Source organism: Streptomyces sp. B5E4, from assembly GCF_039871555.1.
Taxonomy (GTDB): domain Bacteria; phylum Actinomycetota; class Actinomycetes; order Streptomycetales; family Streptomycetaceae; genus Streptomyces.
Window position 1 is genome coordinate 17,890 of sequence record NZ_JBDPMI010000027.1, and the last position, 12,888, is coordinate 30,777.

Annotated in this window: 12 protein-coding genes; 2 read left to right on the plus strand and 10 right to left on the minus strand. The window is 70.6% G+C overall.

The features are described 5' to 3' along the window. Positions 1-180: 180 nt before the first annotated feature. From ABGA99_RS27730 to ABGA99_RS27750, 5 genes are all read right to left on the minus strand, one after another. Positions 181-1,467, minus strand: coding sequence for a geranylgeranyl reductase family protein (locus ABGA99_RS27730; protein WP_347580130.1), 1,287 nt, complete (start codon positions 1,465-1,467; stop codon positions 181-183). 84 nt (positions 1,468-1,551) lie between these two features. Next, the gene (locus ABGA99_RS27735) at positions 1,552-2,247 is read right to left on the minus strand and encodes a demethylmenaquinone methyltransferase (protein WP_347580131.1); all 696 of its coding nucleotides are present in this window, start codon (positions 2,245-2,247) and stop codon (positions 1,552-1,554) included. Continuing rightward, a complete protein-coding gene (mqnC, locus tag ABGA99_RS27740; RefSeq protein ID WP_347580132.1) occupies positions 2,244-3,440 on the minus strand; it encodes a cyclic dehypoxanthinyl futalosine synthase in 1,197 nt (398 codons plus the stop codon). Before mqnC ends, ABGA99_RS27735 begins: the two co-directional genes overlap by 4 nt. An 86-nt stretch (positions 3,441-3,526) precedes the next feature. Continuing rightward, positions 3,527-5,311 (minus strand): serine/threonine-protein kinase, encoded by a 1,785-nt coding sequence (locus tag ABGA99_RS27745; protein WP_347580133.1) that lies wholly within the window; start codon positions 5,309-5,311, stop codon positions 3,527-3,529. A gap of 59 nt (positions 5,312-5,370) precedes the next feature. Next, positions 5,371-6,249 (minus strand): menaquinone biosynthesis protein, encoded by an 879-nt coding sequence (locus ABGA99_RS27750; protein ID WP_347580134.1) that lies wholly within the window; start codon positions 6,247-6,249, stop codon positions 5,371-5,373. Between the two features lie 227 nt (positions 6,250-6,476). Between ABGA99_RS27750 and ABGA99_RS27755 the strand changes: the two genes are divergently transcribed. Beyond that, positions 6,477-6,680: a cold-shock protein gene (locus ABGA99_RS27755; RefSeq protein ID WP_018840208.1), complete on the plus strand. Its 204-nt coding sequence runs from the start codon at positions 6,477-6,479 to the stop codon at positions 6,678-6,680. Between the two features lie 80 nt (positions 6,681-6,760). Here the strand turns inward: ABGA99_RS27755 and ABGA99_RS27760 are convergent, their stop codons facing one another. The 5 genes from ABGA99_RS27760 to ABGA99_RS27780 form a co-directional block, all read right to left on the minus strand. Continuing rightward, positions 6,761-8,737, minus strand: coding sequence for an AMP-dependent synthetase/ligase (locus ABGA99_RS27760; RefSeq protein ID WP_347580135.1), 1,977 nt, complete (start codon positions 8,735-8,737; stop codon positions 6,761-6,763). 161 nt (positions 8,738-8,898) lie between these two features. Then, positions 8,899-9,318 carry a hypothetical protein gene (locus tag ABGA99_RS27765; protein ID WP_347583664.1) on the minus strand — a complete coding sequence of 140 codons (420 nt, stop codon included), beginning with the start codon at positions 9,316-9,318 and terminating at the stop codon, positions 8,899-8,901. A 78-nt stretch (positions 9,319-9,396) separates the two neighbouring features. Further along, entirely contained in the window at positions 9,397-9,876 is a 480-nt protein-coding gene (locus ABGA99_RS27770; RefSeq protein ID WP_347580137.1) for a GNAT family N-acetyltransferase, read from the minus strand. A 55-nt stretch (positions 9,877-9,931) separates the two neighbouring features. Continuing rightward, complete coding sequence (locus ABGA99_RS27775; RefSeq protein ID WP_347580138.1) at positions 9,932-10,348, minus strand: hypothetical protein; 417 nt, start codon at positions 10,346-10,348, stop codon at positions 9,932-9,934. An 80-nt stretch (positions 10,349-10,428) separates the two neighbouring features. Then, a complete protein-coding gene (locus ABGA99_RS27780) occupies positions 10,429-11,118 on the minus strand; it encodes a hypothetical protein (RefSeq protein WP_347583665.1) in 690 nt (229 codons plus the stop codon). 409 nt (positions 11,119-11,527) lie between these two features. On the opposite strand from ABGA99_RS27780, the gene ABGA99_RS27785 reads away from it, so the two are divergent. Continuing rightward, the gene (locus tag ABGA99_RS27785) at positions 11,528-12,721 is read left to right on the plus strand and encodes an AAA family ATPase (RefSeq protein ID WP_347580140.1); all 1,194 of its coding nucleotides are present in this window, start codon (positions 11,528-11,530) and stop codon (positions 12,719-12,721) included. Positions 12,722-12,888 lie beyond the last annotated feature (167 nt).

Sequence of the window (12,888 nt, forward strand, 5' to 3'; positions counted from 1 at the left end):
AAGCACCTGAAGTGGCCTCGTCGGGAGCGGCTCGCAGCGCAGCACGACGATCCGCCTCGATCGCGGTTGCCGCGGCTCTTCCGTTCCCCACCACTGGTGGATCAAGCCCGTCACGGGCCCCGAGGTGCGCGCAGGGCGCGCTAACCCCTCGTCGACCGTTCGGCCGGCATCGGCGAGATGCTACGCACGGGGGGCGACCTTGGTCAGGCCGTTGATGATGCGGTCCATGGCGTCGCCGCCCTGGGGGTCCGTGAGGTTCGCCAGCAGCTTGAGCGTGAAGCGCATCAGGACCGGGTGGGTGAGGCCGCGTTCGGTGGCGAGCTTCATGACCTTCGGGTTGCCGATGAGGCGCACGAACGCGCGGCCGAGCTGGTAGTAGCCGCCGTAGGTGTCCTTGAGGACCTTCGGGTAGCGGTGCAGGGCCAGCTCGCGCTGGGCGTACGTCGCACGGCCATGGGCCTGGACGACGACGTCCGCGACGATCTGGCCGGACTCCATCGCGTACGCGATGCCCTCGCCGTTGAACGGGTTGACCATGCCGCCGGCGTCGCCGACGAGGAGCAGGCCGCGGTCGTAGTGCGGCTGGCGGTTGAAGGCCATCGGCAGGGCGGCGCCGCGGATGGGACCCGTCATGTTGTCCGGGGTGTAGCCCCACTCCTCCGGCATCGAGGCACACCACGCCTTGAGCACGTCCCGCCAGTCCAGCTCCTTGAAGGCGGACGAGGAGTTGAGGATGCCGAGGCCGACGTTGGACGTGCCGTCGCCCATGCCGAACACCCAGCCGTACCCGGGCAGCAGCCGGTCCTCGGGGCCGCGCTTGTCCCACAGCTCCAGCCAGGACTCCAGATAGTCGTCCTCGTGCCGCGGGGAGGTGAAGTACGTCCGCACGGCCACACCCATCGGGCGCTTCTCGTTGCGGTGCAGGCCCATGGCCAGGGAGAGCCGCGAGGAGTTGCCGTCGGCGGCGATGACCAGCGGGGCGTGGAAGGTGACGGGGGTCTTCTCCTCGCCGAGCCTGGCGTGCACGCCGGTGATCCGGCCCGAGCGCTCGTCGATGACCGGCCGGCCGACGTTGCACCGCTCGTACAGCCGCGCGCCCGCCTTCTGCGCCTGCTGCGCGAGCTGCTGGTCGAAGTCGTCGCGCTTGCGCACCAGCCCGTAGTCCGGGTAGGCGGCCAGCTCCGGCCAGTCGAGCTGGAGCCTGTTGCCCCCGGCGATGATGCGCAGGCCCTTGTTCCGCAGCCAGCCGGCCTCTTCCGAGACGTCGATGCCCATGGCGATGAGCTGCTTCGTCGCCCGCGGGGTGAGCCCGTCGCCGCAGACCTTCTCGCGGGGGAACGCCGTCTTCTCCAGAAGCAGGACGTCGAGCCCGGCCTTCGCGAGGTAGTAGGCGGTCGTCGAGCCGGCCGGTCCGGCCCCGACGACGATCACATCGGCAGTGCGGGTGGACTCAGAGGCGTCGGTCACGGCGGCTCCCAGGAACGCAGGTCGTTCCCCGCATTCTAGGTGCCGCCCCCGACGCCCTCACGTCCGCCCCGGGCCCGGCGGGGCTCAGCTCGGGGCGTACGCGCGGTGGAGGGCGACGACGCCGCCGCTGAGGTTGCGCCAGGCGGGGCGGGTCCAGCCGGCGGCGCCGAGTTCGGCGGCCAGCGCGGGCTGGTCCGGCCAGGCGCGGATGGACTCCGCGAGGTAGACGTACGCGTCCGGGCTGCTGCTCACGCGCTCCGCGATCGGCGGCAGCGCGCGCATCAGGTACTCCGTGTAGACCGTCCGGAACGGCGCCCACGTCGGGTGCGAGAACTCGCAGATCACCAGCCGGCCGCCCGGCCGCGTCACCCGCCGCATCTCGCGCAGCGCCGCGGCGGTCTCCTGGACGTTGCGCAGCCCGAAGGAGATCGTCACCGCGTCGAACACCCCGTCCGCGAACGGCAGCCGTGTCGCGTCCCCGGCGGTCAGCGGCAGCCGCGGGTGGCGCCGCTTGCCCTCGCGCAGCATGCCCAGCGAGAAGTCGCAGGGCACCACGTACGCGCCCGCCGCCGTGAACGGCAGCGACGACGTGCCCGTACCCGCCGCCAGGTCCAGCACCCGCTGCCCCGGCCGGGCGTCGACCGCGCGGGCGACCGCCTTGCGCCACAGCCGCGCCTGGCCGAGGGAGAGGACGTCGTTGGTGAGGTCGTAGTTCGCGGCGACGTCGTCGAACATCGCCGCCACCTCGTGCGGCTGCTTCTCCAGGGTCGCGCGCGTCACCGGTCGGCCTCCACCAGCGTCAGTTCCGGGTGCGCCGTACCACCGTCGAGGGCGGTGGACGACAGGTGCGAGACGACACGGTCGTCCACGGGGTCGTCCGCCGGGTCGTCGTGCACCACGAGATGCTCGTATGTTGTCGCACGCTGCGCGGGCACCCGGTCGGCGCCGCGGATCATCTCGATGATCTCGCGCAGGTTCGAGCGGTGCCGCGCCCCGGCGGAGGACACCACGTTCTCCTCCAGCATCACCGAGCCGAGGTCGTCCGCGCCGTAGTGCAGCGTCAACTGGCCGGCGTCCTTGCCGGTGGTCAGCCAGGAGCCCTGGATGTGCGCCACGTTGTCGAGGAAGATCCGCGCGATGGCGATCATCCGCAGATACTCCAGCGTGGTCGCCTGCGTGCGGCCCTTCAGCTTGTTGTTCTCCGGCTGGTAGGTGTACGGGATGAACGCCCGGAACCCGCCGGTGCGGTCCTGTACGTCCCGGATCATCCGCAGGTGCTCGATCCGCTCCGCGTTCGTCTCGCCCGTGCCCATCAGCATCGTGGACGTCGACTCCACACCCAGCCCGTGCGCCGTCTCCATGATCTCCAGCCACCGCTCGCCGCTCTCCTTCAGCGGCGCGATGGCCTGCCGCGGCCGGGCCGGCAGCAGTTCGGCGCCGGCGCCGGCGAAGGAGTCCAGGCCGGCGGCGTGGATCCGGCGGATGGCGTCCTCGGCGGTGGTGCCGGAGATGCGCGCCATGTGCTCGACCTCGGAGGCGCCGAGGGAGTGGATGACGAGCTGCGGGTACGCCTTCTTGATCGCAGAGAAGTGCTCTTCGTAGTACTCCACGCCGAAGTCGGGGTGGTGGCCGCCCTGGAACATGATCTGCGTGCCGCCGAGCTGCACGGTCTCCTCGCAGCGGCGCAGGATGTCGTCCAGGCCGCGGATCCAGCCCTTGTCCTTGGCGGTGGGCGGCGCGTAGAAGGCGCAGAACTTGCAGGCCGTGACGCAGACGTTGGTGTAGTTGATGTTCCGCTCGATGATGTACGTCGCGATGTGCTCGGTCCCGGCGTAGCGCCGGCGGCGCACGGCGTCGGCGGCGGCGCCCAGCGCGTGCAGCGGTGCGAAGCGGTACAGGTCGAGGGCCTCGCCGGGGGTGACGCGGCCGCCCGCGGCGGCGCGGTCCAGGACTGCCTGCAGATCGGTGGTCACGGTGACCGGCCCCTTCCGCGAGTGGTGCGTACGAGCGGACCCCAGCCTACGCGGAGCAGGTCGCCGGCTCGGGCCGGGCCTCTCCCTCAGCCCGAGCCCTTCGACAGCGTCGAGCGCGGGTTGCCCGAGGCTTCCGCGTCGGAGCGGTACTCGACCGTCTCGCCGCCCTTGTGGGTGAGCGTCACCGTCGCCTCGCCGGGAGCGCAGAGGCCCTCGGTGTTCTCCCTGGCCGGGTCGTCCTCCTCGTGGAGGGTGAGGGTCGTGTCGGTGGCGGCGGTGAGCTTGGCACGGCTGTAGCAGTGCGCGACGTCGTAGACGGAGTAGTCGAAGTACGCGACGTACTCGCCCTTCCCGCCCTCCTTGATCTCCACGCTGACGCTGCCGTTCGGCACCCCGTCCTCCTGGACGATCTCGCCCTTCCAGCCGCCGGCGAACTTCTCCGGTACGCCGTCGACCGCCGCCGCCGTCGGCTCCCTGGAAGGGCTCTCCGTCCCCGTGTCGGAGCCGCCGGTACCGCCGGTGGTCTCCTCGTTGCCGTTGCCGTTGCCGCCGCTGTCGGCAGCGCCTCCGGTGGGGGTGTCCCCGGCCTGCGAGTTCTCCCCGCCGCCGTCCAGCAGTCCCGGTATGAAGAACAGGCCGAGCATCAGCGCCGCCAGGGCGCCGGCGACGGAGAGCACCAGGGTGCAGCTGAACCGGCGCGAGCGCAGGCCGACTTCCGCACGCCGCTCGGGCGGCGTCGCGGCGACGGCGCCGAGGGCCGCGCCCGCGGCCCCCGCACCGGGCCCGCCCGGCGGCGTCGCCCCCGCCGCGGCCACCCCGGCGTCCGGGGCGCCCGGCGCCCCGGACCCCGCCGCCGCCGTGGCGTCCAGCACCGGCGGCGGCCCGAACGCCCCCGGCCCGTACTCCGCCTGCTGCAGCGGCACAGGACCCGACGGCAGCCCGTCGTCCCGCCGCTCCGACGCCGCCGGCGGCTGCGCCTCCATCGCCAGCAGCTCCACCGCACGCCGGCTGATCTGCTCCGTGACCGGCGGCGGCAGCCAGCCGGGCCGTACGAGATGCGCCGCCTCGCCGCCCGCCGTCAGCCGGCCCACCAGCTCCGCCGGCTCCGGCCGCGCCGCCGGGTCCTTCGACAGGCACGCGAGGGCCAGCTCCGCCAGCTCGCCGGTCAGACCGTGCAGTTGCGGCACCTCGTGCACCACCAGGTACAGCAGCGTCGGCGCGCTGTCGCCCGGGAACGGCGACCGCCCGGTGGCCGCGAAGACCAGCACGGCGCCGAGGCTGAACACGTCGCCGGCACCGGTGACGGGCCGGCCGAGGATCTGCTCGGGCGACATGTAGCCGGGCGAGCCGACCGAGGCGCCGGAGGCGGTCAGCGAGGCGGTGCCGTCGGTGGCGCGGGCGATGCCGAAGTCGATGAGCCGGGGGCCGTCGAGGGTCAGCAGCACGTTGGAGGGTTTGACGTCCCGGTGGACGAGCCCGAGCCCGTGCACCGCCGCCAGCGCCTCGGCGAGCCCGGCGCCCATGGGGCGCAGGGTCTCCTCGGGCAGCGGCCCGTGCTCGGCGACCGCGTCGCTGAGGCTGGGGCCGGCGACGTACCCGGTGGCGACCCACGGCACGTCGTCGTCGGGACCGGCGTCGAGCACGGGCGCGGTCCACGCGCCGCCGACGCGGCGGGCGGCCTCGACCTCGCGGCCAAAGCGGGTGCGGAACTCGTCGTCGTGCGCGAAGTGCGGGTGGACGACCTTGACGGCCACGGTGGCGCCGCCCGGGCTGCGGCCCAGGAAGACCCGGCCCATGCCGCCCGAGCCGAGTCTGCCCAGCACCCGGTACGGTCCGACGACCTCGGGATCACCGCTCTGAACTGGCTGCATGGACTCCCCCCGGACCCGCCTCTCCCACGGCCCCCCGTACGCCCCCTGGCCGCCCCAGCTTAGGGCGCCCCGACCTCAGCCGCCCCCGCCGGCAGCAGCCGTACCCGTGCCTCGTCCGGGAAACCCGCGCGGCGGGCGAACTCGTCGATGCCCTCCAGCTGCTCGGCGCCCAGCCTGAAGTCCAGCGTGCGGAAGTACCGCTCCAGCAGCGGCGGGTCGAACGACTCCCACCGCGCCGCCTGCTCCGCGACCTTGTCGACCTCGGCCAGCGACAGGTCGCGGGAGTCGAGGAACGCCCGGTGCACGTTCGCCACCAGCTCGGGCTCGCGGGCCAGGAAGTCGCGGCGTACGGCCCACACGGCGAAGACGAACGGCAGCCCGGTCCACTCCTTCCACATCTGCCCGAGGTCGTGCACGTGCAGTCCGAGCCGCGGGGCGTCGTGCAGCGAGGCGCGCAGCGCGGCGTCCCCGATGAGCACGCCGGCCTGCGCCTCGCGCATCATCAGGGAGAGGTCGGGCGGGCACGAGTAGTAGTCGGGCGTGATGTCGTACTGCTCGTCGATCAGCAGCTCGGCCAGGCGCACGGAGGTGCGGGAGGTGGAACCGAGCGCCACGCGCTCCCGGTCCAGATCCGCCAGCGGCCGCTGCGAGACGATCACACAGGACATCACGGGCCCGTCGCAGCCGACGGCGATGTCGGACAGGGCGACCAGGTCGTCGGCGTGTCGCAGGTACTCCACGAGGGTGACGGGGGCGATGTCCAGCTCCCCGTCGACGAGCTGCTCGCTGAGCCGTTCCGGGGTGTCCTTCGAAAGCTCCAGGTCGAGCAGGGTGCCCGTACGGGCGAGGCCCCAGTAGAGGGGGACGCAGTTCAGGAACTGGATGTGGCCGACTCGTGGCCGGCGCCTAGCTCCTGCGTCGGGAGGTGGTGCTGTCACGGCTCCGAGGCTAGCCCCAGCCCGACCGCACGCGGGTACGGGGGCTCACCGGAGGGTGATCTTTTCTCTACCGGGGCGGGCTCGCGCGTGCTAGGCTCAACCGCAAGTTGCAGTTTGGTTTCCTTGCAGTACCGTGCCTGCGGAGATTGTGACGCCGCGGGCATGTGTCGTTTTCAGGCTTCTTCGAGGCTCTGGGGCAGGGCGACCCTTTGGCCCAAGGAGGGCTCATGGCTACCGGAACCGTCAAGTGGTTCAACGCTGAAAAGGGCTTCGGCTTCATCGCCCAGGACGGCGGCGGTCCCGATGTCTTCGTCCACTACACCGCTATCAACGCCCAAGGCTTCCGCTCGCTCGAAGAGAACCAGCAGGTGACCTTCGACGTGCAGCAGGGCCCGAAGGGTCCGCAGGCGGCGAACGTCTCCCCGTCGTGACGCTAGCCCCACGCTGACCTGAGTGACCCCCGTCCGCCTGGCGGGGGTTTTCTCATGCCCGGGTGCGGACGACCGGCTCTTCAGCCTTCGGCCGCGTACAGCTCGTCGATGACGTGCCCGAAGTCCCGTACGATCGCCGCCCGCTTGAGCTTCATCGACGGCGTCACATACCCGCCCTCCTCCGTGAAGTCCGCCGGCAGCACCGCGAACCGGCGGATCGACTCCGCGCGCGAGACCAGCTCGTTCGCCCCGTCCACCGCCCGCTGCAGGTCGGCGCGGAGCAGCGGGTCGCGTACCAGGTCGGCGGCCGGGACGTACTCACGCTTGCGCATCATCCGCCAGTGCTGCAGCCCCTCGGGGTCGAGGGTGAGGAGCGCCGCGACGTACGGGCGGTCGTCGCCGACGACGAGGCACTGGCTGACCAGCGGGTGCGCGCGCAGCCGGTCCTCCAGGGGCGCGGGCGCGAGGTTCTTGCCGGAGGCGGTGACGATGAGGTCCTTCTTGCGGCCGGTGATCGTCAGGTAGCCGTCCGCGTCCAGCTCGCCGAGGTCGCCGGTGGCGAACCAGCCGTCGTGGGTGTCGAGCCGGGTGACGCCGGCCTCGGCGTCCCAGTAGCCGGAGAACAGATGGCCGCCGCGGACCAGCACCTCGCCGTCGTGCGCGATACGTATCCCGGTGCCGGGAAGCGGCCAGCCGACCGTGCCGAAGCGGGGCTTCAGCGGCGGGGTGACGGTGGCGGCGGCGGTGGTCTCGGTGAGCCCGTACCCCTCGAAGACCACGATGTCGGCGCCCGCGTAGAAGGCGGCGAGGCGGCGGCCGAGCGGGGAGCCGCCGCAGATCGCGTACGTGACGCGACCGCCGAGCGCGGCCCGGATGCGGCGGTAGACGAGGACGTCGTACAGCTTGCGCAGCGCTCTGAGCCGCGCCGAGGGCCCGGGGCCCTCGCCGTGCAGCTCGGCCTCCAGGGCCTCGGCGTAGCGGACGGCGACCTTCGCGGCACGGTCGAAGGAGGCGGCGCGGCCGATGCCTTCCGCGGTGGCGCGGCCGGTGTTGTAGACCTTTTCGAGGACGTACGGGATGCCGACGAAGAACGTCGGGCGGAAGGCGGCGAGGTCGCGCAGCAGGTCCTCGGTCTTGATGCTGGGCGCGTGGCCGAGCTTGACGCGGGCGCGGAGGCAGCCGATGGCGGTCATACGGCCGAGGACGTGGGAGAGGGGGAGGAAGAGGAGGGTGGCGGGCGGGTCTTCGCTGACGGCGGTGAAGAGGGGGTAGAGCAGCTCGATGGCGTTGTCGACCTCGGCGAGGAAGTTGCCGTGGGTGAGGACGCAGCCCTTGGGCAGGCCGGTGGTGCCGGAGGTGTAGATGACGGTGGCGACGCTGGCCGGGCCGAGGCCGGCGCGGCGCTGGCGGACGAGGGTGTCGGGGACGTCGCGGCCGGCGGCGGCGAGCTGACCGAGGATGCCGGTGTCGAGCTGCCAGAGGTGGGCGAGGTGCGGGAGGTCCTGGCGCCGGCCGCTGATCAGCCGGGCCTGCTCGACGCTCTCGACGGCGCAGGCGAGGGCGCCGGAGTCGTGCAGGATGTGGCGGGCCTGGATGGCGGAGGACGTGGGGTAGACGGGGACGGTGATGAGTCCTGCGGCCCAGGCGGCGAAGTCCAGCAGGGTCCACTCGTACGTCGTACGCGACATGATCGCGAGCCGGTCGCCGGGGCGCAGCCCGTAGACGATGAGGCCCTTGGCGACGGCGAGGACGTGCTCGGCGAACTCGGCGGCGGTGACGTCGGCCCAGGTCCCGTCGGCGCGGGGGCGGGCGAAGGCGGGTTCGTCGGGGGCGTGGGCGGCGTTGTCGAAGGGGATGTCGGCGAGGGAGCCCTGCTGGGCGTGCGGGACGGCGGGCGGCACTTCCGCTTCGCGGACGCCGCGGGCGTCGGCGCGGAGCGCGGGGGGCAGCAGCGGGGGGACGGTGGTGCCCGGGAGGAGTCTGGAGTTGATCTCCTTGAGGTACTGCGACGGCGGTGCGGGCGCCGGGTGTTGCTGCTGTCGTGCGGATTGCGTCATGGGTGGCTCCGTGACGTTCGCGTCGGCTTCGTACGGCTCGCCGGGCGGCAACGGACGCCGCATTCTCGCGAAAGGCCGGCCGCCCCGCCAGAGGACGCCGCACCCGGCGCTCCCGGTTCCGCCTGCGCCGCCCCGCCCCGCCCGCCCCGCTGCGCGCCCTCTCAGCGGACGACGACGAAGGCCCCCTGCGCCGCGTCGGGCTCCCCGCGCAGGGCACCGACGGCGACGGCGACCAGTGCGGAGCCGACGAAGGTCCCCATGAGGATCAGCGCGACCCCGACGGCGAAGAGCCCGGAGTTGTCGTCCGACCAGTCGTAGTACGAGGCGAAGGTCAGCCCGGCGGTCGACCCGAGCACGGCGGGCACGAAGTGCCGTACGTACGCGACGACGACCACGGCGACGAGCAGCGTCAGCACCAGCCCGCCGACCTGCCACGCCTCGTACGGCCCGGTCTCGGTGTCACCGGTCGGCTCGCGCTCCTGGTCCCAGCCGAGCCACGCGGCCCAGGCCCCGGCGGCGGTGCCGGCCAGGAGCACGAGGGAGAGCAGTTGAAACAGAAGAATCCGCAGCACACGACGCATACCCCCACCCTCACGGCCGGCCCGTGGCCCAACCAGAGCGCAGGTACTCACCCCCGTCTGAGTACGAACCCGGGCCCCTTACTCCCCCGGGTCCTCCACGACGCGCCGGAACACCTGCCGCGAACCGCCCTCGGGCCCGGGCGGGGCGGCCTCGGCGGGCCTGAACCCCAGCCGCTCGTAGAAGACCCGCGCCCCGCTGGCGACGGCCCCGGGATGATCGGCCCCGAACGTCACCACCTCGACGCACCCGGCGCCCCGCCCCCGCACGAACCGCCGCTCCGCCTCCTCCATCAGCGCCTGCCCGACACCGCGCCCCCGTACGTCCTCCGAAACGACCAGCCAGTGCACCTGAAAAACGGGCGCCACACCTCCGAACAGCAACCCCCCGACGACCTCGCCCCCGGACACGGCAACGAGCGCATCCCCCCGCCGGATGTGCCCTCGCACGGCCTCGTGGAACCCGGGCTCGCCGACCATGGCCCCGAACCACTGCTCCACCCCGCCCGCAAGCCGGAGAAACCCGTCGAAGTCCCGCTCCCCCGCACGTCTGACGATCACCACCGCAGTCTGCCAGAGCCGCCCGCGGGCGGCTCTGGCCTGCTGGTCCGGTGGGTCAGGCGGGCAGCCATGAGGGCCACCAGGGAGGGATGTTGCTCACCGGGCAGAGACCGGAGTCGCCGGGGTATCCGCCTGGTGTGCCCAGCACCGCGAACGCCGCCCATCCGACGAGCAGGGCGACCCCCAGCGCGACAGGCACCACGGCGAAGACGGCCGCCCTCCAGGAACCGGGCCGGACCAGGCACCACAGAACTCCCGAGGCGATCACGGAGGCGAGCGCACTCACGAAGAGGAGGCCCGGGAGTTCGAAGAGGATGAGGCCCAAACGGTGCCCGGGCTCGTTCGCGGCATCGCAGTAGTCCCGCGAGCGCAGGATGAGCAGGGCGGCGGGGATCCCGCACGCCACTCCGGTCAGCGGTGCCAGCCAGAAGGCAGGCAGAAAGCGACTCGACGGCCGCTCGACGTCACCCACGCCCGTACGACGCCCCCATCCGGGCCGGCGGTTGCGCACCCGGTGCCCCGCCGTGCCGCCTGGGCCGTCGGTCCCGCACATCAAGGAGTGAGTCCCGCATCGTCCCAGTACAGCCGCGCCTCGCAGGTTGCCGTGTCCGTGCGCCGCGCGGTGACCTCGATGTTCTCGACTTCACGGGGAAGGGAATCGGCCAGATGCTGCAAGTCTTGGGACACGAGGGTGCCGTTCACCACACGGCGTTTGCCGGCGATGACGTCCCACTCCACCGTCACGTCGCAGTCCGCCTTCACTCGCAATCCTCCGGCCAGTGCCCGGTCCGTTCCGGCGCCGTCCAGCCTCAGCGTCGTCCGTATCTCCTCGGAGGCGGGGATGCTCCATCTCCACCCTGCTGCTGCGCAGCCCCCGCCGGACTGAGGGGGCCGGCACACCTCGTGGCTTTCGGTGGGCTTGTCTCCGGTCGAGTAGTCCAGACCCGGCGTGGGGTCGCCCTCTGGGCGGGTAAAGAAGTAGACGCCCGGCACACTCACGACGAGCGCGTCCGAGGCGGCACGCGCCGCGTGCCGTACGGTGCAGACGACTTCGTCGACGTTCTCGGGGTCGGGGACGACCCGGCAATGGCTGTTCTCGGGTAGTGACCAGGAGGAGGCCGACATCAGTACCGAGGACAACGCCTTGAGGTTGTTGTCCACGGTCGGCAGATAGTCCAGGTACGTGTGGCGGCTGACGCCGATGAGCACGGCCTGCGACTTGTCCGGGTCGGGAAAGAGCACTTCCCGCTACCTCTGAGTGAGAGCCCGGGTCAAGACGGCGACGGTCTCCGGGTCGGCATCGTTGATCGTCACCGTGGCGCCGTCGTACTCGACCGTGACCGTGGGCCGGGGCGGGCGTCCGTGCGCACGTCGGCGTCAGACCGCGGTGGCGTCCGGGGTCTTTCTGCAGGGTAGGGGGACACAGGGCCCGGGTCGTCGAGGTCGAAGCTGGTGGCGTTGCCGTACATGTCGCGGTCGGCTTCGCCCGAGTTCAGGGGCGAGGGGCCTCATGGCGCCCACGGTAGGGCACGGATCGGAAAGCCTTGCCGCGGTACAGCAGTCAGCGCAGATCTGGAACTCTAGGATGGGACACTTGACAGAGTGCGCCCCACAGGGTCACGGCACTGCGCGAGTTCGACGAGGAGCGTCCATGCGACCACCTGTGATTGAGGCGATCAAGATTGAGAACTATCGTGTCCTGCAGAACGTCGAGATCAAAAAACTGAAACCATTCACTGTTCTGGTGGGCCCCAACGGAAGCGGAAAATCCACGCTATTCGACGTATTCGCATTTCTGGAGACGTGCTTCACCCTCGGGGTGCGTAACGCGTGGGACCAACGGGGGGGGCAACGTCAGCTTCGCTCTCGGGGCGCTGACGGCCCTATCGCCATCCAAATCTCGTATCGGGAACAGCCCGGAACAAGGCTCCTCACCTACCGCCTGGAGATTGAAGAGGAGAAGGGGCGTCCCGTGGTGAGCCGAGAATGGCTACGGTGGACCGTCGCACCCGCGCAGGGTCGACCTCAGCATATCCTCGACTTCCACCACGGATCAGGATACGTGGTGGACGAGACCACAGGAAAGAAAACATCCGAGCAGTTGGACGGTTCGGACAAGCTGGCCGTCAACGCATTGGGGCAGTTCCGGACACATCCGCGCGTTGCGGCGCTTCGCCGGTTTATCTCTGGGTGGTATCTCTCATATCTTTCCGTCGCAGAAGAACGAAAGTCACCAACTGCTGGGCCCCAAGAGCAGCTATCCCGATCCGGCGACAACCTGAGCAACGTCCTCCAATACCTAAAAGAGAATCACCCGAAACGCCTGCAAGCAGTCATAGAGGCACTTCAAGAAACCGTTCCCGCACTTGAGCGCGTGGACTACGACACGTCACCTGACGGGCGACTCGTCCTCTTCATCAAGGATGCGCCATTCGACGAGGGCGTATTGGCCAGCAACGCCTCTGACGGGACTCTGAAACTTCTCTCCTACCTCACCCTACTGTATGATCCCGACCCGGCACCCTTTATCGGGATCGAAGAACCGGAGAATCATCTGTACCCCACGGTGCTATCCGGACTTGCCCATCAGTGCCGAAATTCCAGTGAACTGTCCCAGGTGCTGGTGACAACCCATTCACACGATTTCGTGAACTCATGTAGGCCCGATGAAGTGATCGCTCTGTACCGAGACGCTCACGGGTACACTCGGATTGTCCGCCCGAACTCCATCCCACTCGTGATGGATATGCTTGAGCAGGGAGCACTGCTGGGCACGCTGTGGCAGGAACACTATTTTGAAGAAGTCCCCGTACCGACCACTCCCGTTGCCGATCTCGGGGAGTGAGCCGTGGCCAGCAAGGGAAAAAGGGAAAAACCCAAGGCACATCCGACCCCCATCCGTCTGGAAGTTCTAGTGGAGGAAGAGTCCGCAGGCGTGGCTCTCCGCCATCTACTCGCCAAGATCCTTGAAGGTCACAATGTTCGCATCGGGATCCGCCAGTTCCAAGGAAA